The following is a 22,818-nucleotide window of genomic DNA, read 5'->3' as shown; positions in this document are numbered from 1 at the left end:
ATAACCCCAAAAAACTAATATAATACTCAGTAATGTATTTGAGTAGTCATTTATTCTGAATTCCTGGTTCTTTTTGGGGGTTGTTTGGGGGATTTATCTGGTTAATTGCTGTTCAATTTGATGGATATAAGAAAGGCTGAGCAATTGCTCAGCCTTTTATATCATATTCTGTTACTTTCAACAGGTTATTTTAGCCTGTGTTACGCATACCTGCTGCGATACCCGCAATCGTCACCATCAGGGCTTCTTCAAGCTCTGCTGAAGCTTCCTCATTTTGACGCGTACGATACAGCAACTCTGCTTGAAGCATGTTCAATGGCTCAACGTAGATGTTACGTAGGCGGATGGACTCCAGTCCCCACGGGTCATGTTGCATCAGGTTCTCGTTATTCTCTACATTCAGAACCGCTTTGATGTCTTTCTGTAGTTGAGCTCGTAACCTTTCACCAAGTGGACGAAGTGATTCATCAACCAAGCGCAGGTCATAGTAGCGAGAGATATCGATGTTACATTTCGAGTACACCATTTCTAGCATGCCAAGGCGTGTTGAGAAGAATGGCCACTCACGACACATCTCTTCCAGTAACGCTTGATGACCTTTGTCTACTGAGTACTGAATCGCTTCGCCTGCCCCCAGCCATGCTGGTAGCACCAAGCGGTTTTGGCTCCATGAGAAGATCCATGGAATGGCACGTAAACTCTCTACGCCGCCTTTAGGGTTACGCTTAGCAGGACGTGAGCCTAGTGGTAGTTTGCCTAACTCCAGCTCTGGTGTCGCCTGGCGGAAGTAAGGTACAAAGTCAGGCTCGCCGCGTACAACGCTACGATAAGCTTCACAGCTCACTTCAGAGAGCACTTCCATCAGATCGCGCCACTCTTGTTTTGGCTCTGGTGGCGGTAGTAGGTTCGCTTCCAGAATGGCACTGGCGTATAGGTTGAAGCTGTTTACCGCAACGTCAGGAAGACCTAGCTTAAAGCGAATCATCTCACCCTGCTCGGTCACACGAAGGCCACCTTTAAGGCTCTTTGGTGGCTGAGACAGTAGAGCAGCATGTGCAGGTGCACCGCCACGACCGACTGTACCACCACGGCCGTGGAACAATGTCAGTTCAACGCCTTCCTCTTCCGTGACTTTAACTAAAGATTCCATCGCATGGTATTGCGCCCAGCCAGCAGACATAACACCAGCATCTTTTGCTGAGTCAGAGTAGCCGATCATGACCATTTGGTGGTTTTGGATAAAGCCACGGTACAGATCGATGTCCATCAACTGTTTGATGACCGATTCTGCGTTGTTCAAGTCTTCCAGCGTTTCGAACAGAGGACAAACGTCCATGCGGTAAGGGCAGCCAGATTCTTGTAGCAGCAGGTGAACCGCAAGAACGTCTGATGCGGTACGGGCCATTGAGATAACATAAGCACCGAACGCTTCACGAGATTGTGCAGCAATGATCTTACAGGTGTCCAAAACCTCTTGAACAGGTTCTGATGGTTCCCAGTCACGTGGTAGAAGAGGACGCTTGGACGCCAGCTCATTGGTCAGGAAAGCAATTTTGTCTTGCTCGCTCCACTGCTGGTAGTCACCAATGCCCAGATGGCGGGTCAACTCAGAAAGCGCGTCTGCGTGACGAGTACTTTCTTGACGAATGTCGAGACGAACCAAGTGAACACCAAACGCTTTCACTCGGCGCAGAGTATCCAGCAGTGAGCCGTCAGCAATGACACCCATGCCACACTCATGTAGTGACTGGTAACACGCGTACAATGGATCCCAAAGCTGTTCTACTTTTTGTAGTGGTGCTTTGACGGCTAGCTTTTGACCGTTAATCTTCGCATCTAGGATATCTTTGGTTTCGTTGAGCAGAGAGCGAAGCTGCTTGAGGATCGCACGGTATGGTTCGTGTTGATCATCTCCAGCCAGTTCACGAACTTGATCATTACTTACTGTCATCGACAGCTCGCTGATCAATTCGTTGATGTCATTTAGGTAAAGATCCGCCGCTTTCCAACGGGACAGAAGCAGAACCTCACGCGTGATGTTATGAGTAACAAATGGGTTACCGTCACGGTCACCACCCATCCAAGAAGAAAAATGTACTGGACGCGCGTCGATTGGTAAACCTTCGCCAAGATAAGATTCCAGACGATCGTTCATCTCGCGTAAAAACTCAGGGACAGCTTCCCACAGAGAGTTTTCAACGACCGCAAAGCCCCATTTCGCTTCATCAAGTGGCGTTGGGCGTTGTTGGCGGATCACGTCTGAGTGCCAGCCCTGGGCAATCAGCTGCTCCAGGCGACGTTCAGTTTTCTTGCGTTCTTTCGATGAAAGATCGCTTAATTCTAGTTTTGATAAACACTCGTTGATCTTCACCAGCTTATTAATCATGGTGCGGCGAGTGATTTCAGTTGGGTGAGCTGTCAGTACCAGTTCAATATTCAGGTCACGTACAGCTTGAGCGGTATCAAGCTTGCTCACATCGTTTTGTACCAGCTTAGAAAATAGCGAGTTGATCGCGTCTGGTTCGCAGATGTGCTCTTCACAGTGACGTGAAATCGTGTGGTACTGCTCAGCAATATTCGTGAGGTTTAGAAATTGGTTAAACGCACGGGTTACTGGTGTCAGTTGCTCATCAGGAAGGTGTTTAATTTCTTCGATCAAGCTTTCTTTGTCTGCTTGATTTCCTGCTTGGGCTGACTTGGATAATTTACGAATGGTTTCCACTTTCTCGAAGATTTCTTCGCCATGGGCATCGTGAATGGTGTTACCCAGTAAGTGGCCTAACATGCGCACATTGCTTTTGAGTGCGGCGTATTTCTCGTTCATTGTCGTCCTGCCTCGTAAAAAAACTACATCCATTGTTCTTATTAAGACACCAATCTAGCGAAAAGCACCAGTTATAGTCAAATAAAGCCGACTATGTTTGTAATTATTCCGCTTCTCTCCTGATTTAGAGCAAAGTTGCAGTGCCCATGGCACAATAAATGAAAATTAATTACAAAATAACAAGTTAAGTAAGTGTTAATAGTGAGTTAAGTGTTAAGGAAAAGAGCAACCTGTACTGCTCATCGGAGCTGCACAGGTCAAGCATCATTTTATTTTACTAACAACAGTATTTGACCATTGCTTTAGACAGCACATCAATGGTCGGGTCAATGAAATCAAAAGCCAGAAACTCGTCCGGCTGATGGGCTTGATCGATAGACCCTGGTCCGAGAACCAACGTTGGACACAACTCTTGTAGAAATGGCGCTTCTGTACAGTAGTTTACTGTCTGAGCACTAGTCTCGCATAATTCTTCTACGCCACCGATGAATGGATGGTCATGCGGGCATTCGTAACCCGGAATGGACTCATGCAGTGGTACAATCTCAATACGTCCCGGCCATTTGGCTTCCACTTCTTTTAAAGCACCGCGCAACATGTTCTCGAGCCCATCTAAGCTGATGCCAGGTAATGGGCGAACGTCGTAATGCAGTTCACAACAGCCACAAATGCGGTTTGCGCTGTCGCCACCGTGAATATGGCCAAGGTTTAATGTTGGGCTTGGTATTGCAAATCCAGGGTGGTGGTACTCTTTTATTAACTTATCGCGTAACTGCATCATGGCAAACATGACTTCATGCATGATCTCAATAGCATTGACACCCAGTGCTGGATCAGAAGAGTGGCCTGACTTACCTGTAACACGAATGGCGTTAGCAACGTGGCCTTTGTGGCCGCGAATTGGAACCAGGCTGGTTGGTTCGCCAATAATGCAGTACTCCGGTTTGAAAGGCGCATTAGCAGTAAAGTGCCTAGCCCCCAACATTGTGGTTTCTTCATCACAGGTCGCGAGCACATAAAGCGGCTTCTTCTGTTTACTCCAGTCGACTTTTTTAACGGCCTCATAAATGAAAGCAAAGAAGCCCTTCATGTCTGCCGTACCGAGACCGTAAAAGCGATTGTCTTTTTCAGTCAGTTTATGCGGGTCGAAGTTCCAGCGCCCTTCATCAAATGGAACGGTATCACTGTGACCAGCTAAGAGAAGGCCACCTTCGCCTTCGCCCATACGTGCGATCATATTGTGTTTGCCTGGTTCGACTTCGACCACCTCAACACTAAACCCAAGATCTTTGAACCAGGAGGCGAGCTTCTCAATGACTTTCGCATTGCCTTGGTCCCATTTTGGGTCGGTGGAGCTGATTGAAGAGGTGCTGATGAGTCCTTCATAGACCTCTAGAAACGTTGGTAATTGCATGGATTCTTCAAATCTCCTATTGACAGACAGAGCACAAAACTGTAAAACACATATTAAATCATATTTAATGAATAAAAAATCAAAATATAGCAAAATTTAAATATGAATAGTCACTTGAGCCTTTAAGTTTACGGATGTTATAGAATGCTAAAAACGACGATTATCGGAGCCAGCGGTTACACCGGCGCAGAGTTAGCTTTAATGGTTAACAAACACCCAGAACTCACGCTATCAGGTTTATACGTTTCCGCCAACAGTGTAGATGCAGGAAAAAGTATTGCCCAGCTGCACGGCAAGTTAGCCGGCGTTATCGATATGCCAGTGAATCCGTTAACCGATCCAAAACAAGTGGCTGAAGAATCAGATGTAGTGTTTTTGGCTACAGCACATGAAGTCAGCCATGATCTCGCGCCAATTTTCCTTGAAGCCGGATGTCAGGTATTCGATTTATCGGGTGCCTTCCGTGTTCAGAGTGAAGGCTTTTACGACACTTTCTATGGTTTCAAGCATCAATTTAACAACTGGCTAGAACAAGCGGTGTACGGCTTAGCGGAGTGGAACTTTGAAGCAATTAAAAACACGCCTTTAGTTGCGGTAGCAGGCTGCTACCCAACAGCATCGCAATTGGCAATCAAGCCCCTTCTTGAAGGTGGTTTAGTCGATACTCAACAGTGGCCAGTGATTAATGCGACGAGCGGTGTATCAGGTGCGGGCAGAAAAGCTTCAATGACGAACAGCTTCTGCGAAGTGAGCTTGCAACCATATGGAGTATTTAGCCATCGTCACCAACCTGAAATCGCTCAACACTTGGGCTGTGATGTGATTTTCACTCCTCACCTCGGCAACTTCAAGCGCGGTATTCTTGCCACGATCACAATGAAGCTGTCAGCAGGTGTGACTGCAGAACAAGTGACTCAGGCGTTCGAACAAGCCTATCAAGGCAAGCCTGCTGTGCGTCTCAAGGGCGATGGTATTCCACGTATTCAGGATGTTGAAAATACGCCTTTCTGCGATATCGGCTGGAAGGTACAGGGCGAACACGTCATCGTGATGTCTGCCATCGACAACCTACTCAAAGGTGCATCGAGTCAAGCGATGCAATGTTTAAATATTCATTACGGTTACCCAGAACTGACAGCGTTGCTGTAGTCGTTGATAGAGGGAAAAGCAATGACGCAAACCAATCAAGCGCCATTAGTCATTAAGCTAGGCGGTGCAGCTTTATCTTGCAAGAAGACCTTGAGCCAACTTTTTGGTGCCATCGCGGCCTACCAAAGTTCGGCGCAACGACAAATCGCCATCGTTCATGGCGGTGGTTACCTGGTCGATGAGCTGATGACGAAATTGCAGCTCGAAACCGTAAAGAAACATGGCTTACGAGTGACACCATACGATCAAATCCCAGTCATCGCAGGGGCACTAGCCGGTACAGCAAACAAGCTGCTACAAGGGCAGGCAATTGCAGATGGTCTGAATGCTGTGGGCCTGAGCTTAGCGGATGGCGGTTTATGTCAGGTTGAAGAACTCGATCCAGAATTGGGCGCGGTAGGTAAAGCGACTCCGGGTGACTCAACACTTGTCCAAGCGATCTTAAATACAGGCGCGCTGCCAATCATTAGTTCAATTGGTCTGACTAAAGAAGGCCAGTTGATGAACGTTAATGCGGATCAAGCGGCAGTCGCTGTTGCTGGTGCACTGGATGCGGAGTTGGTTCTGCTATCTGACGTGAGCGGTGTTTTGGATGGCAAAGGCCACTTGATCAAAAGTTTGTCCGAGAAAGAAGCCGACGCATTGATCGAAGGCAGTGTGATCACTGACGGCATGATCGTCAAAGTTAAAGCTGCTTTGGAGGCTGCCAATGATCTTGGTCGTCCTATCGAAGTCGCAACCTGGCGCTACCCTGAAAAGCTGGAGCAGCTATTTGCTGGTCAAAGCATCGGTACCCAGTTTCTGCCTCAATAATGACGCAGTAAAGAATTTAAAGAATTAAACATTAGGAAGTAGTTGGCACTGACCGCCGAGAGCAGAGCCAGTTAAATTTGGAGAAAAAAATGAGCAAAGTGAACGTAAACAAAGTAGTAGTCGCATACTCTGGCGGTCTAGATACTTCAGTAATCATCCCGTGGCTAAAAGAGAACTACAACTGTGAAGTTGTTGCGTTTGTCGCTGATGTAGGTCAGGGCGCAGAAGAGCTAGAAGGCATTGAAGAAAAAGCGAAAGCATCAGGTGCATCTGAGTGTTACATCGCTGACCTAAAAGAAGAAATGGTTGCAGAGTACGTTTACCCAACGCTAAAAACAGGCGCTTACTACGAAGGTAAATACCTGCTAGGTACTTCAATGGCTCGTCCAATCATCGCAAAAGCGCAGGTTGAAGTTGCTCGTAAAGTCGGTGCTGATGCACTGTGTCACGGTTGTACTGGTAAAGGTAACGACCAGGTTCGTTTCGAAGGCGCTTTCGCAGCACTAGCACCGGATCTACATGTTATCGCACCTTGGCGTGAATGGGACCTAGTGAGCCGTGAGCAATGTCTGGATTACCTGGCTGAGCGTAACATTCCATGTTCAGCGTCTCTGACTAAGATTTACTCACGTGATGCAAACGCGTGGCACATCTCAACGGAAGGTGGCGTACTAGAAGATACTTGGAATGCACCAAATGAAGATTGCTGGGTATGGACGGTAGATCCTGAGCAAGCACCAAACGAAGCTGAATACGTGACGCTAAAAGTTGAGAAAGGCGCAGTGGTTGCAGTAGACGGCGAAGCGATGTCTCCATACAACGCACTGGTTTACCTAAACGAAAAAGGTGCGAAACACGGTGTTGGTCGTATCGATATCGTAGAGAACCGTCTGGTTGGTATGAAGTCTCGTGGCTGTTACGAAACTCCGGGAGGCACCATCATGATGGAAGCACTGCGTGCTGTTGAGCAACTAGTGCTAGACAAATCATCATTCGAATTCCGTGAAGAGCTAGGTCTTAAAGCGTCTCACCTTGTATACGATGGCCGTTGGTTTACACCGCTATGTAAGTCAATCCTTGCCGCTTCAGAAGAGCTTGCTCAAGATGTGAATGGCGAAGTGGTTGTTAAGCTGTACAAAGGTCAGGCAACGGTTACACAAAAACGTTCTGATAACAGCCTGTACTCAGAAGAGTTCGCAACCTTTGGTGAAGATGAGGTTTACGACCAAAGCCATGCTGGTGGTTTCATCCGTCTTTACTCACTATCAAGCCGTATTCGCGCTCTGAACAGCCAGAAGAAATAAGCTTATTTCATCTCTGATAGAAAAGACCTGCCATTAATTGGCAGGTCTTTTTGTTTTTAACGAGTTTTTATGTGTATGAAACTCAATTATAGTGAATACATATGTAAAAATATTGAATTTATACTTTATTTTTTCTCCAAATTGCCGTAACGTTGGCCTATAAGAAAAAGTGAGCGAATGACCATCAATTTAGTCGTCACTAATTTGAGCATATTAGAGTAAGCAATAGTCACCAGGAGATACGCAATGGCATTATGGGGCGGAAGATTTACCCAAGCGGCAGATACCAGATTCAAAGACTTCAACGATTCGTTGCGTTTCGACTACCGATTGGCTGAGCAAGACATCGTAGGCTCAATTGCATGGTCTAAGGCACTGTTGTCTGTTGATGTGTTATCGGCAGAAGAACAACAGAAGCTTGAACTCGCTTTAAACGAACTGAAGCTTGAAGTCATGGAAGACCCGCATCAGATCCTCGGCTCTGATGCAGAAGACATCCACTCTTGGGTTGAGCAACAATTGATCGGTAAAGTGGGTGACTTAGGTAAAAAGCTGCACACTGGGCGTTCACGTAACGATCAGGTTGCTACCGACCTTAAGCTATGGTGTCGTCAGCAGGGCCAGCAATTACTGATTGCTTTAGATCGTCTGCAATCGCAAATGGTCCACGTTGCTAAACAACACCAAGATACGGTATTACCTGGTTATACGCACCTTCAGCGTGCACAGCCTGTGACATTCGCACACTGGTGTTTAGCGTACGTTGAAATGTTTGAGCGTGATCACTCTCGTTTAAGCGATGCACTACAACGTCTAGACACCTGTCCACTGGGTTCTGGTGCATTAGCGGGCACTGCATATCCAATCAATCGTGAGCAGCTGGCGCACAATCTTGGTTTCCACCGTGCAACGCGTAACTCTCTGGATTCGGTATCAGACCGTGACCATGTGATGGAACTGATGTCTGTCGCTTCTATCTCTATGCTGCACCTTTCTCGTCTGGCTGAAGATATGATTTTCTACAACTCAGGTGAGTCTAACTTCATCGAGTTAGCCGATACGGTAACTTCTGGCTCTTCATTGATGCCACAGAAGAAAAACCCAGACGCACTAGAATTAATCCGTGGTAAGACGGGCCGTGTGTACGGCGCGTTATCTGCAATGATGATGACCGTTAAAGCGTTGCCTCTGGCTTACAACAAAGATATGCAGGAAGACAAAGAAGGTTTGTTTGATGCGTTGGATACCTGGAACGACTGTATGGAAATGGCAGCGTTGTGTTTTGATGGTATCAAAGTTAAAGGTGAAAGAACGCTGGAAGCGGCGAAGCAAGGCTACGCTAATGCGACTGAGCTGGCTGATTACCTCGTTGCCAAAGGCATTCCATTCCGTGAAGCGCACCATATTGTTGGTGTTGCCGTGGTCGGTGCGATTGATAAAGGCTGCGCGCTTGAAGAGCTGTCTCTACAAGAGCTGAAAGTATTTTCAGACGTTATTGAAGATGATGTGTATGAGATTCTTACCATCGAATCTTGTCTTGAAAAACGTTGTGCGCTTGGTGGTGTCTCACCGCAGCAAGTGGCGTACGCGGTTGATCAAGCGGATAAACGTTTAATTCAGCGTGATAATGCGGCGGTTAAAGTGCGCCCAGCGCGTTTGACAGACATCGAGACGCTAGAAGGTATGGTAGCTTACTGGGCTAACCTGGGTGAAAACTTGCCACGTTCTCGTAACGAGTTAGTGCGCGATATTGGCTCATTTGCGGTCGCAGAGCATCATGGTGAAGTTACGGGTTGCGCTTCTTTGTACGTTTATGACTCAGGGTTAGCAGAGGTTCGTTCTCTGGGCATTGAAGCAGGCTGGCAAGGTCAGGGACAGGGCAGTGCGATTGTGAACTATCTGGTGGAAAAAGCCCGCCAAATGGCAATCAAAAAAGTCTTTGTGTTAACCAGAACGCCTGAATTCTTTATGAAGCAGAACTTTGTGCCAACGTCGAAATCTCTATTACCAGAGAAAGTGTTGAAAGATTGTGACCAGTGCCCTCGTCAGCATGCTTGTGATGAAGTTGCTCTGGAGATCAATCTAGTCGAACAGTTGATCCAAAAAAGTTACGTCGCATAGATGATCGATCGCTTTAGCATTCAATAACCTATCTGAGTCGCGATATCGTTACATAAGTATTTGCTAAAAAAATCGAAAAAAGATGGAACCTTTAAGAGGAAGCCGGGTCTATTAAAGTACCACTGCTTTTTCTTAGAAGAATCTAAGAGAGCCCCAGAATCGACATTGATTTTGGGGCTTTTTTCTATCTGTCGTTTTTGTTTTGTTTGTCTCGTCGACGTTGCCACGGGAAGATGACAAAGCGCATCCATAAGTGCAAGAACAATAAGGTATTAAAAGCAAACCCTGCAAAGATCAATGCGATTGACTCAATGCTTTGTGGATCGTCTTTACATGCAAACCACCAGATAATCCAACAAAGGACAGAAAGTACGGTCAACTGATCCATACAGCGCTGGCAGTGGCCGATCTTTTGTAAAAACCAATGGTCTTGGCAGCGGTGACGATTCATCGGACATCTCCACTTGTGCGTCATCTGAACTCAGGTTACTCAAAGCGTATCACTTTGGTTTTCGTGCTTAAGCTTAGTTGCTGAGGTTATCGCTGTAAAAATGCAAAATTAGATTTGCTCAAGCTTTGTGGCACGTAATTGGCGTATGGTTTGGCATCAGCCTCAAAATAGGAAAATGATAATGTCGACAGAATTCAAGATGGCATTCGGTGCTGCTGGTGGATTCTTTACGCTTGGACTGACTGCTATTATTTTAGTAGGTCGTTATGCCATGATGGCCGCGTAACTTAAAAAGCCTCGTGGATAACGAGGCTTTGTTTTTAGGAGTAAGAAGGTCTGATGTCCTTTAACCTAAGTAGGTTTCTAGCTCTTCACTGCCGCCGATCAGTTTGCCGCCAATGAAAACCTGAGGAACGGTTGTGCGACCAGAAATGGCGCGTAGGCTTACCGTCGTCGCATCTTTACCCAGGATCACTTCTTCATACTGAAGCCCTTTATCAATCAGGTTTTGCTTCGCTTTCACACAGAATGGACAACCCGGCTTGGTGAAGACCGTGATGGACTCCTGAGTTTTGTAGTCAGGTGCTACGTAGTTGAGCATCGTATCCGCATCAGAGACTTTAAACGGGTCGCCTGGCTCATTTGGTTCAATAAACATTTTTTCAACCACGCCATTTTTTACCAACATGCTGTAACGCCAAGAGCGCTTGCCAAAGCCAAGCTCACTTTTATCAACCAGCATCCCCATTCCATCGGTAAACTCACCATTGCCGTCTGGGATGAAGGTAATGTTTTCCGCTTCTTGCTCTTGCTTCCAAGCATTCATAACAAATGTATCATTCACAGACACACATAAAATTTCATCCACGCCGTGTTCTTTAAATACTGGAAACAGCTCATTGTAACGAGGTAAATGGCTTGAAGAGCATGTCGGAGTAAAGGCGCCCGGCAAGCTGAAGACGATAACCGTTTTGTTTCTGAAAAGATCATCAGTGGTGAGATTGATCCAATCGCCGTTCTGACGAGTTGGTAACGTGACTTGAGGAACGTTTTGACCTTCTTTAGAGATAAACATTTTCTTCCTTATGATTCTTTTAAGTAGTGAGCGTCTGGCTCATATCTGTTCTGTTTGTTTAGGCCTATTATTATAAAAATCTTTTGATAGCTCTAATCGTTTAGTGTTATGGTTTTGATAGGTGTTAACTATCACTCAATAGAAGCGAATCGTGTGTTATGAATATTAGGGACTTTGAGTACCTCGTCGCGCTTGCGGAACATAAGCACTTCCGTAAAGCGGCAGAAGCATGTTTTGTCAGCCAGCCGACCCTTAGCGGGCAAATTCGTAAGTTAGAAGACGAGCTTGGAACCGCGCTTCTGGAGCGCAGTAGCCGCCGTGTACTGTTTACCGACTCCGGCTTGCAGCTGGTGGATCAAGCAAAGCGGATTTTAAGTGAAGTGAAAACGTTTAAGGACATGGCGAGTGGCCAAAATGGCACGATGACCGGGCCGTTGCATATTGGTTTTATACCTACTGTCGGCCCTTACTTGTTGCCTAAAATCCTTCCCGAGCTAAAAGTCGAATTTCCAGAGTTGGAGTTGTTCCTCCATGAAGCTCAAACCCATCAGCTGGTGCATCAACTGGAAGAAGGTAAGTTGGATTGTCTGGTGTTGGCGTCAGTGGCAGAAACAGAACCCTTCAAAGAGATTGAAGTGTATAACGAACCGTTAAGCGTTGCTGTACCATGTGATCATGAATGGGCATCGTTAGAGCAAATCGACATGATGTCACTAAAGGGCAAGACAGTATTGGCGCTTGGTGATGGCCACTGCTTGAGAGATCAGGCTTTAGGCTTCTGTTTTGCTGCTGGTGCAAAAGATGATGAACGGTTTAAAGCCACGAGCTTAGAGACGTTACGCAATATGGTGGCCGCTGGTGGGGGGATCACCTTGCTACCTCAGCTATCACTACCACATGAGAAGCAAAAAGATGGCGTTAGTTACATTCCGGCGGTAAATCCTACGCCCACGCGTAAGATAGTGTTGGTGTATCGCCCTGGCTCACCACTCCGTGCACGTTTTGAAGCATTGGCAGCGAAGATCAAAGATATTCTGGCGAGCTATCCATCATCGATTGCGGCTTAATCGCGATAAGTTGCCGCGAGAAACAGACAGGGGAGCCATTGGCTCCCCTGCTTTATTTTACAGTTCTTACTTAGAACAGCTCTTCGGTTGTCCCGCCTCCGCTGGAGTAAATACTGTCTTCCAAGAAGCTACCTGAGTATTCGGTTGGCTCTGTGCCTTTCTCGAAGTATTCCATCATAGAGCTGCCATCGACATTGTCGGTCAGCATACCGCTGTTACGATCAATTCGTACTTGTACAATGTTGTCTGGAACCTGCTTACTCTGCTCCGGTGTGTTTTCAAGCGCAACACGCATAAAGTCGATCCAAGCAGGCTCAGCCGTTTTGCCGCCCGCTTCTGCACCGGAAACCTGACCCTGACCAAGATTACTGTTCACCGTAGCACGACCAAGCGCTCTTGAGTGGTCATCAAAGCCAACCCACGCGACTGCCACAACACCCGGTCCGTAACCATTATACCAGGCGTCTTTCGAGTCATTGGTTGTACCCGTCTTACCGCCAATGTCACGGCGCTTCAATGATTGCGCACGCCAACCTGTGCCGTTCCAGCCTGTGCCTTCACGCCAGTCACCGCCACCCCAAATGTTGCTGTACATCATTTCACGCATCAGGAATGCATTTTCTTGTGAAATCACTTGTGGAGCATATTGTGGCTCATCACTTTCTAGCGCGTTGTCTGTGGCTAGCCCTTCAATTTCGACATCTTGTTCACCAAACTCATTCGCAAAGCGATTCTCGGTGTATGATTCGACGACTTGTGGACAGTTCTGTTTACAAACGGTTTTAGGGTTTGCTTTAAACAGCACTTCGCCAAACGCGTCTTCAATTCGGTCAACATAGAACGGTTCAACGTAGTAACCGCCATTGGCAAATACGGAATAGCCTTGTGCGACTTTCATCGGTGTTAAACTGCCTGCACCAAGAGCAATGGTTTCTGAGCGAGGCACATCGTTAATATCAAAACCAAAACGCGTTAGGTATTGACGAGTCTCATCCAGCCCCACTTCACGTAAAGTACGCACAGCCATTACGTTCTTTGACTGAGCCAGGCCGATACGTAGGCGAGTTGGACCACCGTAAGTTGGTGGTGAATTTTTTGGTCGCCATGCTGAACCTGAACCAGCATCCCATTTGTTGATTGGTGCATCATTCACAAGTGTCGCCAGAGTCAGACCTTTATCGATGGCGGCAGAATAAATAAAAGGTTTGATACTCGAACCAACCTGACGTACGGACATGGTCGCTCGGTTAAACTTGCTATGGATAAAGTTAAAGCCGCCTACCATCGACAAGATAGCGCCGTTTTCAGGATCCATCGCGACGAACGCGGTGTTGGCATTAGGCACCTGACTCAGCTTCCAGTTGTGCTCTTCATCTGCAGAGCTGACCTCACGAACCCAAACTTGTTGGCCTGCTGCGAGGATGTCTTGTGCCGACTTTGGTGCTGAACCCTGACGCTTGTCAGTCAGGTATTTACGGGCCCAGTTCATTCCTGACCAAGGGATCGTTTTTACTTGATGGTTCTTCACCCACACCTGTGCCGTTTTCGCTTCTACTTTGATCACGACAGCAGGGGAAAGATCACCATAGGTTGGCTGCTTCTTGAGGTGTTGTTCAATTTGCTCAGTGTCCCAAGCACTTTCGCCGTTTTTCCAAAGCGTCTTTTCTGCACCACGATAACCATGGCGTTCATCGTAGGCGAGCAAGTTGTTCACGGCGGCTTTATTTGCGGCATCCTGAAGCTTGGAATCCACCGTCATGTAGATATTCATACCTGACGTATAAGCTTGCTCTTCACCGAACTCTTTTACAGCCCAAGCACGAGCTAGCTCGGCAACATAAGGTGCTGATAGTTCGATCTCTGCGCTGTGGTAGCGCGCAACGATAGCCTCATTTCGCGCCTCATCGTATTGCTCCTGAGTAATGTAATTCTCATCCAGCATACGCATTAACACGACATTACGGCGATTGGTTGCACGCTCCAATGAGTAAATCGGGTTCATAGTTGATGGCGCTTTTGGCATACCAGCTAACGTTGCGATCTCGCTGAGTGTTAATTCATTGAGGCTTTTGCCAAAGTAGACCTGTGCAGCGGCACCAAAACCATATGATCGGTAACCAAGGAAGATCTTATTGACGTAAAGCTCCATGATCTCTTGTTTACTTAGCAGCTGTTCAATGTGGATGGCGATGAAAATCTCTTTAATTTTACGCATGATTTTCTTCTCATTTGATAAGAAGAAATTACGTGCCAGCTGCTGCGTAATGGTACTTGCCCCTTGCTTAGCCGAACCAGAAATTGCCACTACGACTGCTGCACGCGTAATACCGATCGGATCGATACCTGGGTGCTCGTAAAAGCGACTGTCTTCTGTTGCGATTAGCGCATGAATCAAATCTTGAGGAATTTCGTCATAAGTGACAGGAATGCGACGCTTTTCACCGAACTGTGCGATCAGCTTCCCGTCTTGACTGAACACCTGCATAGGTGTTTGTAATTCAACGTCTTTTAGAGTTGCAACATCTGGTAATTCAGGCTTCACATACTGATAGAAGCCAAAAATAGTGGTGACTCCAAGAATTATGCAAATCAATGTTAAGAAAAATAAACGCTTTATGAACTTCACCGGAGAATCCCTGATTGGTTGAGGCTGTGTAACGGCAAACCCTTGTACTCTTAGGTCAAAAATTTAGCACATAGAGATATTAACTCTTATTTGGGTGTGAATAACAACCTTTGCGCGAAGAAATTTCGGAGCGAGAGTAGAAGATGGATAAGCGAATCGTTACAGGCATAGACATAGGCCATAACAGCCTCAAAGCCGTCGTACTTAAACCCAATGGCAATCAATTCGCCTTATTGGGTTACAAAGAAATATTACTTAAGGATGGTATTGTCGCTGAAAATAACACCATAAATCATCAAGAAATTGTAAATACCCTTAAACAGGTGAAAAAAGACCTGCCATTTGGTGCAGGTAGAGTGGCAATTTCAGTGCCTGATAATGCGGTTATCAGCAAAAAACTGCATGTCGAACAAGACCTTGAAGATAACGAAATCGAGTTCGCAGTCGTGCAGGCATTTTCTCATCAATCTCCTTTTCCTGTTGAAGAGTTGAGCTTGGACTTTGTCCGCCTGAGTTCCAAAGAAGACCCACGAGGGCCCGATAGCTACCAAGTTTTTGCGACGCGTAAAGATGTCGTTGAAAGTCGAGTTGAGGCAATACACAAGTCTGGTTTTAAACCTGTTCTGGTTGATGTTCATTCACAAAGCCTCGGGCAGATATGGAAACTGGCGGCAGAACACTTCCCAAACAAAAGTAACTACGTTCTGCTTGATGTAGGCTCTCAGTCGAGTTCATTGACAATGTTCACCGAGCAAGACGAGCTGTTCCATAAAGAATTTGCCTGTGGAACCGCTTCTATTCTGCATTCTACTCAGAAAATCTCCCTGTCCGAAGACGAGCAAGCCAAAACGAACCAATTCAACCATCAGGTGGTCGATCGCGTAAAACGCCAGATACAGCTTTATACGTCCATGAATGGATCACAAAACATCAAAGGTATTTGGTTATCCGGTGATGGTGCAGAGACGCCTATGTTGGCTGAGGAGCTTTCGCATCAACTAGTGCTCGAGTGCGAATTACTTAATCCGTTGGGGTTATTTGAAATGAACGTTGCCAAACGTAAGCGTCGAGCGGCGGACTGGCAACACTTTGCCACTGCTGCTGGGTTGGCTGTACGAGGTATTCACTGGTTGGGAGGTGGTCGTGCTACATCGGATTAACCTATTGCCCTGGCGGGAAAACCAGAGGCAAGAGCATCGCCGTCGTTTTGTCGGCATGATCATTTTAGGGCTGTTTTTTGCTGTTGGTATCCAATGGGGGGTAGGTAAGTTTTATGAATACCAGCAAAGCCTGCAGCAAGATCGCCTCGATTACCTTGCTCACTATATTGCGGAGCTCGATCAACGTATTGATGCGATGAAAATTGCAGAGCAAGAACATAGCAAAATATTAGCGCGTCTCAAGGTGGTCGAAGGCTTGCAAAACGGCCGCAACAAAACCACAGAATTGATGAATCTGATGCCAGCTGTTATTCCTGAAGGTGTGTATGTCGACAAGATCAAAATGAATGATCTGGAAATAGAAATCGCGGGTATTTCAGATAGCACACCTCGCCTGGCAACCATGCTCGATAACATGGAGCGATCAGCAAAACTCTTGGACGTTGAAATGCATTCTATCGTTCATGGTAAAACACGTTTCGGCAAAGAGTTCCAGACCTTTAAAGTGTCTTTCATGTTTAAGGTGGTAGAGCCGGTGGAGGGAGGTCAGCATGGTTAATTGGCAAGATCTGGAAATGGATGAGATTGCTGAGTGGCCTTTAATCCCTCAGTTGCTAGTCATTAGTTTGTTGATCCTGTTGCTTCAAGGTTTCGGCTATTGGCTTTACTTAGTGCCTGAGGAAGAGCGGTTAAACGACCTCATTCAACAGGAAGAAACGCTCAAAATTGCGTTACGTATTAAAGCGAATAAGGTGGCCGCACTACCTCAGCTCCAATCACAGTTGGATGAGTTGACCACGCGTTACGAGTTGTTGTTGCAGCAACTGCCCGCCCAGAAAGAGTTAGCCACCATGCTGGCGTCCGTTAATGAGCTTGGGATAGACAATAAACTGACTTTCACCCGCATTGACTGGGGAGAAAAACAATCTGATCACTTCTTATATCGACTGCCACTTAACATCGAGTTAACCGGTGATTTCCATGACATTGGGCGTTTCTCACAAGCGATTGCAACCTTGCCGCGCATCATTACCTTTAAAGATGTGACTTGGCAGCGCGTTAGTCAGGAGAGCAAAACGCTGCACTTTCGAGTAAGAGCGAATACCTATCAGTTCAAGCCAGAGGAGAAGAAAGATGAGAAATAAATCTTTACTGGCTGCTCTGTTGGGAGCGTTGCTGGTGGGGTGTCAGGCAAGCGACGAATCGTTAACGGACTACATTCGTGATGTAGAAACTCAGGCAAAGCGTGATGTTGAGAAACTCAAGCCCGCGGATCAATACGTTGCGGTTATATATAAACCGCAAGTGCTGCGAGCGCCTTTCGAATTACCCCAAGAGGCGACGATAGCAACTCAACCTATTGTGAGAAAAGACTGTTGGCAACCACCCGCCAGAACGCGCTCTAGCAAATTAGAAAAATTCCCGTTAAGTCAGTTGCGTCTGAAAGGCGTGATGGGGATGGGCAACACGGTTTCCGGTCTCGTACAGGCACCAAATGGGACGGTCTACAAAGTCGCTCCCGGTCAGTATCTTGGACGTAATAACGGTAAGGTCACCCAAGTTACTCATTCCTATTTACTGATCGACGAAACACTTCCTGATGGTTTGGGGTGCTGGCAGAAACGCAAGGTGAAGCTGGCTTTGAGATAGATATACCTGCATTTATTTTTGATATTGAGTAATGATGATGAGACAAGGACTTACACGTACACCAAGGATACTCTTCGGGCTCCTATCCTTTGGGTTAGTTTTACTATTTGCCCCTTTTGCACTGGCTGATGGTGGGGAGCCTAACGCGTTAAAGAACATCGATTTTCGTACGAATAAGAACAAAGACGCGATCATTGTCGTGGAACTCTCTTCGCCTGCTGCGATTGTCGACATTCAGCGGGTTCAGGAAGGGCTGAGCATCGACCTGCTTAATACGTCAGTGAAAGATGAGCAGTTATACCTCCTTGACGTCAAAGACTTTTCAACGGTCGTGGATAGTGTGGAAGTCTTTCGTGAGACCTCGACGACTCGTTTGGTCACGCACATCAGTAATGATTACACCCATGATTATCATTTGGCAGGGCGCTATTTGGAAGTCACGGTGAGTAAACTCAAATCTGATGAAAAAACGCCAGATAAGAGCATTTTAGAGAAAGAAGGCAAATTAATATCGATTAACTTCCAGGATATCCCGGTACGGAATGTTTTACAGCTTATTGCCGACTATAACCAGTTTAACCTCGTGGTATCAGACTCCGTCGAAGGCAACTTAACACTGCGCCTTGATGGTGTGCCTTGGCAGCAGGTTCTGGACATTATTCTGCAGGTAAAAGGTTTAGATAAGCGTGTCGATGGCAATGTCATTCTTGTTGCCCCAACGGATGAGCTTGACCTCAGAGAGAAGCAGCAATTAGAGAAGCAGCAACTGGAAGAGGAAATGGGCGAACTGTCGTCTGACATCATCAAAGTGAATTTTGCCAAAGCATCTGATATTGCTGAGATGATTAATGGTGAGGGCAATATCAGCATGCTCTCTGAGCGAGGCAGCATGACGATTGATGAGCGCACTAACTCACTATTGGTCAGAGAGCTGCCGGAGAATATCTCGGTGATACGAGATATTATCGAGTCGCTCGACATTCCGGTTAAGCAGGTTCAGATCGAAGCGAGGATTGTTACCGTCAGTGAAGGGAATATGGATGAACTCGGCATTCGATGGGGATTCTCTTCCATCAACGGCAATAATACCCTTGGTGGTTCGATTGAAAATAACCTGGCAACCATCGGACTTTATCAAGGTGATGGTGAAGAGGGTGGGGATGGTAGTGTTGGAATTGATGATTTTCTTAACGTCAACCTGGCTGCGACTAATCCGAGCGCGACCAGTATTGCGTTTCAGGTAGCAAAATTAGGCTCTGACACTTTGCTCGATTTGGAACTGTCTGCGCTGCAGCAGGAGTCGAAAGCTGAGATAATTTCGAGTCCTCGTTTGATTACGACTAACAAAAAGCCCGCCTACATAGAACAGGGGACAGAAATCCCGTATCTCGAATCATCATCCAGTGGTGCGACAACGATTACTTTCAAAAAAGCGGTGTTAAGTTTAAAAGTCACGCCACAAATTACACCAGACAACCGTTTAGTGCTGGATCTCAGTGTCACTCAGGATAGGCCAGGGCAAGTGGTAAAAGCAGGGACGGGCGAAGCCGTCACGATAGATACTCAGAGAATCGGGACTCAAATCTTAGTCAATAATGGTGAGACTGTGGTTCTTGGCGGTATTTTCCAACACAGCATTACCAACTCAGTGGACAAAGTACCACTACTCGGTGACCTGCCATTTTTAGGCGCACTTTTTCGCCGAAGTTATGAAAAAGTTGGCAAAAGTGAACTACTGATTTTCGTTACACCTAAGGTTGTTATCCAGTAGCCATAAATGAGCAAAAAGACGATTAGATAAAAAATAAAGTTGCATTAGTGGCACCATGCTTGGATAATTTCGGGTCTTATCACGAATTATCTGTGAGGAATTGGTGCCACAAGCCTTGTAGAACAGCGGCTTAGCTGTGTTTTCTTGTGGCGATCTTATTGAATCAATGTTGTAAATTACTGCTAAACATGGCTGAGAAACGTAATATTTTCCTTGTTGGGCCTATGGGTGCCGGCAAAAGTACAATTGGTAGACATCTTGCACAGCAGCTGCATATGGAGTTTGTAGACTCCGATACAGTGATCGAAGAACGCACTGGTGCAGACATCTCTTGGGTTTTTGATGTAGAAGGTGAAGAAGGCTTCCGTAAGCGTGAAGAATCGGTGCTTGAAGACCTGACTCAAGAGCAAGGTATCGTGCTGGCAACGGGTGGTGGCTCTGTAAAGAGCAAAGAAAACCGTAACCGCCTTTCGGCACGTGGTGTTGTTGTCTATTTAGAAACGACGATTGAAAAGCAACTTGCACGTACTAACCGTGACAAGAAGCGTCCACTACTTCAAACGGATAGTCCTCGAGAAGTATTGGAGCAATTAGCTAAAGAACGTAACCCTCTATACGAAGAAGTAGCGGATTACACTGTTCGCACTGACGATCAGAGTGCAAAAGTGGTAGCCAACCAGATCGTAAAAATGCTAGAAGAGAGATAAGTATTTATCTTTTTTAAAATTGGAGCACACCGATGGAACGGATTACGGTCAATCTAGCTGAGCGTAGCTACCCAATCTCTATAGGCGCCGGGTTATTTGAGGACCCGGCGTACCTTTCTCAAGTACTTTCAAACAAACATGCAAATCAAAAAGTGGTCGTGATCAGTAATGTCACGGTAGCCCCTTTGTATGCAGATAAAATTCTTAATCAACTCGAACAACTCGGGTGCAGTGCATCGTTGCTAGAGTTGCCGGATGGCGAGCAATACAAAAACCTGGATGTGTTTAATCAGGTAATGAACTTTCTACTAGAGGGAAGTTATGCTCGTGATGTCGTTATCATCGCACTTGGTGGCGGTGTTATCGGTGATTTGGTTGGTTTTGCTTCTGCGTGCTATCAGCGTGGCGTTGATTTTATTCAGATCCCAACGACTTTGTTGTCTCAAGTGGACTCTTCGGTCGGCGGAAAAACGGCGGTCAATCACCCTCTGGGTAAGAACATGATTGGTGCGTTTTACCAACCCAAAGCGGTCATCATCGACACGAATTGTTTGTCGACTCTGCCTGAGCGTGAATTTGCAGCGGGCATAGCCGAAGTCATTAAGTACGGCATTATTTATGACGCTGAATTCTTTGGGTGGCTGGAAGAAAACCTAGATCGTCTGTATGCCCTGGACGAAGAAGCGCTGACTTACGCTATTGCTCGTTGTTGCCAGATTAAAGCGGAAGTGGTGGCTCAAGATGAAAAAGAGTCCGGCATTCGTGCGTTATTAAATTTAGGCCACACCTTTGGTCATGCAATTGAAGCTGAACTTGGTTATGGCAACTGGTTACATGGTGAAGCCGTATCATCTGGCACAGTAATGGCTGCCAAAACATCCCTATTGCGTGGTCTAATTTCTGAAGAGCAGTTTGAAAGTATCGTCGCGATTTTACGTCGAGCGAAACTGCCAGTGCATACCCCGGACAGCATGAGCTTTGATGACTTTATCAAACATATGATGCGCGATAAGAAAGTCCTTTCAGGTCAACTAAGGTTAGTCTTACCAACCGGGATTGGTACTGCCGAGGTGATCGCTGACACGACACAAGAAGTGCTTAAGCAAGCTATCGAATTTGGTCGGAATATTTAACCTTGTAATGGCGCCTTTGGGCGTCATTCTTTTGTGGATGTAAGGTTATTCAATGAGTGCTGCTCACGGTCTGGAATTAGATTCTCAAACTGAGTTTTTAGAACGATTGCGGTTATTAACCAACTTTGGTTCCAACCTGATTGTGATAAATGGTGATGCTGGTTTTGGCAAATCTTGGCTGGCACAGCGATATCTTGAAGTGGGTGCCAGTAACAAAAACCAATGTTTGTTACTTTGTCATAGAAATCAAGATGATCTTCAGCATCGCATTCTCATATTGAGTCAACTACTTTCTGACGCGTTGTTCAACCAACAGGAGCCGTTGAGCGATACCCTGGAAAGGGTATTGGGGGATGAGCCTTGTGATATCGTTATTGTGGTTGATGATGCACAATTGTTGAGTGCTACCCTGATTTCAGAGTTATGGACGCTCGTGTTGCAGGCTCAGGAAAAACCGCACTGGACAATCAATGTCTTATTGTTCACGCCCGCTGGCCGACTCGAGAGTGTACTGTCGCGTATCAGCTACGGGCTGGAGATAAAGCCTGTAGAGTTAGATATCGATATGCTGTCTGAAGTAGAAGCTCGTCGCTTTTTCGAGTTTTTAGTGGCACGGTATGTGGATGAGCAATCAGAAAAGCGTGTTCGTGAGGCATTTAAGAGAGTGGCTCCGATCCCGGGTGACATCATGGCATTAGGAGAGATGAAAGTGGAAAAAAGGATTATTATCCGCTCAATTGTCGCAAGCCCACTCAAGGTTACACTGGTAATTTTAGTGCTGCTACTGCTTGTGGCTGGTGGTTATTGGTGGATGTTCAGTCAACCGAGCCCTGATGATAGAGCACAGCAATTGACTGGGAATATTGAACAAACGGCGATTCCAACCTTATCTGAGACTGAGAGCGGTAGATTGACCTCCGTAACGGATGACTCTTCAAGTCTCGACTCTTTTAATGCCAGTGATGATTCTGACTCGTTACCCCCAGCTGTGACCGAAGAGGTGGCTAGTGTCGGTATTGATGACAAGCATCAACGTGTGGTGATTGAGTCTGATGTTGTCGATGCACTGCTCGAAGGTAAAAATACAGAACAAGCGGATAGCAATAGCGGTGACGTCGCGGATGAAGAGTCTTCAACTTCAGCTCAAGGTGAAACGAGCAGTTCTTTAATTAACGTCGTTAAACCGGAAGACGCCCCTGCCGATAAAAGCACGGAATCACAAGCCACAGAGACTAAGCCCGTTGTTAAGTTTTCATTTGCTCGCGAAGAGTTAAAAGCGTTGTCACCTCGCGGCTATACCATTCAACTTGCTGCAATGACCTCTATGGAAGATGTACAGGTATTCCTGGATGAATATCAGCTGAATAACAAAGTGCGCATTTATCCAACGGTCCGTAATGAAACCGAATGGTTTATCATTACTTACCGAGATTATCAGACCATTCAGCAGGCTCGAGATGCGGTTGAAGCACTACCAGAATCACTTAAGTCACTCAGCCCATGGGCAAAATCGTTAGGCCAGGTACAGCGCGAAATCGAACGTGTGAAATAAA

General features: G+C 46.4%; 18 protein-coding genes. 13 read left to right on the top strand and 5 right to left on the bottom strand.

Annotation, left to right across the window (positions count from 1 at the left end; translation table 11 throughout):
* Positions 1-190 precede the first annotated feature (190 nt).
* Positions 191-2,824 carry a phosphoenolpyruvate carboxylase gene (gene ppc / locus RXX31_RS22835; RefSeq protein WP_317591948.1) on the bottom strand — a complete coding sequence of 878 codons (2,634 nt, stop codon included), beginning with the start codon at positions 2,822-2,824 and terminating at the stop codon, positions 191-193.
* 277 nt (positions 2,825-3,101) lie between these two features.
* Positions 3,102-4,238 (bottom strand): acetylornithine deacetylase, encoded by a 1,137-nt coding sequence (argE, locus tag RXX31_RS22830; RefSeq protein WP_317591947.1) that lies wholly within the window; start codon positions 4,236-4,238, stop codon positions 3,102-3,104.
* A gap of 144 nt (positions 4,239-4,382) precedes the next feature.
* Here argE and argC point away from each other — a divergent pair, with 144 nt between their 5' ends.
* From argC to argH, 4 genes are all read left to right on the top strand, one after another.
* Positions 4,383-5,387, top strand: coding sequence for an N-acetyl-gamma-glutamyl-phosphate reductase (gene argC / locus RXX31_RS22825; protein ID WP_264904111.1), 1,005 nt, complete (start codon positions 4,383-4,385; stop codon positions 5,385-5,387).
* Between the two features lie 21 nt (positions 5,388-5,408).
* Positions 5,409-6,200 carry an acetylglutamate kinase gene (gene argB, locus RXX31_RS22820; protein WP_317591946.1) on the top strand — a complete coding sequence of 264 codons (792 nt, stop codon included), beginning with the start codon at positions 5,409-5,411 and terminating at the stop codon, positions 6,198-6,200.
* 89 nt (positions 6,201-6,289) lie between these two features.
* Positions 6,290-7,504, top strand: a complete 1,215-nt coding sequence (locus RXX31_RS22815; RefSeq protein ID WP_317591945.1) for an argininosuccinate synthase — start codon at positions 6,290-6,292, stop codon at positions 7,502-7,504.
* A 246-nt stretch (positions 7,505-7,750) separates the two neighbouring features.
* Positions 7,751-9,625 carry an argininosuccinate lyase gene (gene argH, locus RXX31_RS22810; protein ID WP_317591944.1) on the top strand — a complete coding sequence of 625 codons (1,875 nt, stop codon included), beginning with the start codon at positions 7,751-7,753 and terminating at the stop codon, positions 9,623-9,625.
* 184 nt (positions 9,626-9,809) lie between these two features.
* On the opposite strand, the gene RXX31_RS22805 is transcribed toward argH, so the two are convergent.
* Both RXX31_RS22805 and RXX31_RS22800 read right to left on the bottom strand, forming a co-directional pair.
* A complete protein-coding gene (locus RXX31_RS22805; protein ID WP_317591943.1) occupies positions 9,810-10,076 on the bottom strand; it encodes a DUF3624 domain-containing protein in 267 nt (88 codons plus the stop codon).
* A 346-nt stretch (positions 10,077-10,422) separates the two neighbouring features.
* Positions 10,423-11,151, bottom strand: coding sequence for a redoxin family protein (locus RXX31_RS22800; RefSeq protein ID WP_317591942.1), 729 nt, complete (start codon positions 11,149-11,151; stop codon positions 10,423-10,425).
* Between the two features lie 158 nt (positions 11,152-11,309).
* On the opposite strand from RXX31_RS22800, the gene oxyR reads away from it, so the two are divergent.
* Positions 11,310-12,218, top strand: a complete 909-nt coding sequence (oxyR, locus tag RXX31_RS22795; protein ID WP_317591941.1) for a DNA-binding transcriptional regulator OxyR — start codon at positions 11,310-11,312, stop codon at positions 12,216-12,218.
* 70 nt (positions 12,219-12,288) lie between these two features.
* On the opposite strand, the gene RXX31_RS22790 is transcribed toward oxyR, so the two are convergent.
* A complete protein-coding gene (locus RXX31_RS22790; RefSeq protein ID WP_317591940.1) occupies positions 12,289-14,844 on the bottom strand; it encodes a PBP1A family penicillin-binding protein in 2,556 nt (851 codons plus the stop codon).
* A gap of 143 nt (positions 14,845-14,987) precedes the next feature.
* Here RXX31_RS22790 and pilM point away from each other — a divergent pair, with 143 nt between their 5' ends.
* The 8 genes from pilM to RXX31_RS22750 all read left to right on the top strand — a co-directional run bounded on the left by pilM (position 14,988) and on the right by RXX31_RS22750 (position 22,817).
* Positions 14,988-16,004, top strand: a complete 1,017-nt coding sequence (gene pilM / locus RXX31_RS22785; protein WP_317591939.1) for a type IV pilus assembly protein PilM — start codon at positions 14,988-14,990, stop codon at positions 16,002-16,004.
* Positions 15,988-16,563 carry a PilN domain-containing protein gene (locus RXX31_RS22780; RefSeq protein ID WP_317591938.1) on the top strand — a complete coding sequence of 192 codons (576 nt, stop codon included), beginning with the start codon at positions 15,988-15,990 and terminating at the stop codon, positions 16,561-16,563. The genes pilM and RXX31_RS22780 overlap by 17 nt, the downstream gene beginning before the upstream one ends.
* Positions 16,556-17,149: a type 4a pilus biogenesis protein PilO gene (locus RXX31_RS22775; RefSeq protein ID WP_317591937.1), complete on the top strand. Its 594-nt coding sequence runs from the start codon at positions 16,556-16,558 to the stop codon at positions 17,147-17,149. The genes RXX31_RS22780 and RXX31_RS22775 overlap by 8 nt, the downstream gene beginning before the upstream one ends.
* On the top strand, positions 17,139-17,654 hold the full coding sequence (locus tag RXX31_RS22770) for a pilus assembly protein PilP (RefSeq protein WP_317591936.1): 516 nt from the start codon (positions 17,139-17,141) through the stop codon (positions 17,652-17,654). Before RXX31_RS22775 ends, RXX31_RS22770 begins: the two co-directional genes overlap by 11 nt.
* A 31-nt stretch (positions 17,655-17,685) precedes the next feature.
* Positions 17,686-19,425: a type IV pilus secretin PilQ family protein gene (locus tag RXX31_RS22765; RefSeq protein ID WP_317591935.1), complete on the top strand. Its 1,740-nt coding sequence runs from the start codon at positions 17,686-17,688 to the stop codon at positions 19,423-19,425.
* Between the two features lie 188 nt (positions 19,426-19,613).
* Positions 19,614-20,132: a shikimate kinase AroK gene (aroK, locus tag RXX31_RS22760; protein WP_014233147.1), complete on the top strand. Its 519-nt coding sequence runs from the start codon at positions 19,614-19,616 to the stop codon at positions 20,130-20,132.
* Positions 20,133-20,164: 32 nt separating this feature from the next.
* Complete coding sequence (gene aroB, locus RXX31_RS22755) at positions 20,165-21,265, top strand: 3-dehydroquinate synthase (protein WP_317591934.1); 1,101 nt, start codon at positions 20,165-20,167, stop codon at positions 21,263-21,265.
* 52 nt (positions 21,266-21,317) lie between these two features.
* Positions 21,318-22,817: an SPOR domain-containing protein gene (locus RXX31_RS22750; protein WP_317591933.1), complete on the top strand. Its 1,500-nt coding sequence runs from the start codon at positions 21,318-21,320 to the stop codon at positions 22,815-22,817.
* The last annotated feature ends 1 nt before the right edge of the window (position 22,818 follow it).

Origin of the sequence: Vibrio sp. EA2 (genome assembly GCF_033042495.1) — a bacterium.
Taxonomy (GTDB): domain Bacteria; phylum Pseudomonadota; class Gammaproteobacteria; order Enterobacterales; family Vibrionaceae; genus Vibrio.
This window is presented reverse-complemented; position numbering and strand designations above follow the sequence as displayed.

What these genes read in the sequence shown, in the direction of transcription:
- ppc (WP_317591948.1), bottom strand. Translation starts at nt 2,824, where the DNA reads ATGAACGAGAAATACGCCGCACTCAAAAGCAATGTGCGCATGTTAGGC.
- argE (WP_317591947.1), bottom strand. Translation starts at nt 4,238, where the DNA reads ATGCAATTACCAACGTTTCTAGAGGTCTATGAAGGACTCATCAGCACC.
- argC (WP_264904111.1), top strand. Translation starts at nt 4,383, where the DNA reads ATGCTAAAAACGACGATTATCGGAGCCAGCGGTTACACCGGCGCAGAG.
- argB (WP_317591946.1), top strand. Translation starts at nt 5,409, where the DNA reads ATGACGCAAACCAATCAAGCGCCATTAGTCATTAAGCTAGGCGGTGCA.
- RXX31_RS22815 (WP_317591945.1), top strand. Translation starts at nt 6,290, where the DNA reads ATGAGCAAAGTGAACGTAAACAAAGTAGTAGTCGCATACTCTGGCGGT.
- argH (WP_317591944.1), top strand. Translation starts at nt 7,751, where the DNA reads ATGGCATTATGGGGCGGAAGATTTACCCAAGCGGCAGATACCAGATTC.
- RXX31_RS22805 (WP_317591943.1), bottom strand. Translation starts at nt 10,076, where the DNA reads ATGAATCGTCACCGCTGCCAAGACCATTGGTTTTTACAAAAGATCGGC.
- RXX31_RS22800 (WP_317591942.1), bottom strand. Translation starts at nt 11,151, where the DNA reads ATGTTTATCTCTAAAGAAGGTCAAAACGTTCCTCAAGTCACGTTACCA.
- oxyR (WP_317591941.1), top strand. Translation starts at nt 11,310, where the DNA reads ATGAATATTAGGGACTTTGAGTACCTCGTCGCGCTTGCGGAACATAAG.
- pilM (WP_317591939.1), top strand. Translation starts at nt 14,988, where the DNA reads ATGGATAAGCGAATCGTTACAGGCATAGACATAGGCCATAACAGCCTC.
- RXX31_RS22775 (WP_317591937.1), top strand. Translation starts at nt 16,556, where the DNA reads ATGGTTAATTGGCAAGATCTGGAAATGGATGAGATTGCTGAGTGGCCT.
- RXX31_RS22770 (WP_317591936.1), top strand. Translation starts at nt 17,139, where the DNA reads ATGAGAAATAAATCTTTACTGGCTGCTCTGTTGGGAGCGTTGCTGGTG.
- RXX31_RS22765 (WP_317591935.1), top strand. Translation starts at nt 17,686, where the DNA reads ATGATGATGAGACAAGGACTTACACGTACACCAAGGATACTCTTCGGG.
- aroK (WP_014233147.1), top strand. Translation starts at nt 19,614, where the DNA reads ATGGCTGAGAAACGTAATATTTTCCTTGTTGGGCCTATGGGTGCCGGC.
- aroB (WP_317591934.1), top strand. Translation starts at nt 20,165, where the DNA reads ATGGAACGGATTACGGTCAATCTAGCTGAGCGTAGCTACCCAATCTCT.
- RXX31_RS22750 (WP_317591933.1), top strand. Translation starts at nt 21,318, where the DNA reads ATGAGTGCTGCTCACGGTCTGGAATTAGATTCTCAAACTGAGTTTTTA.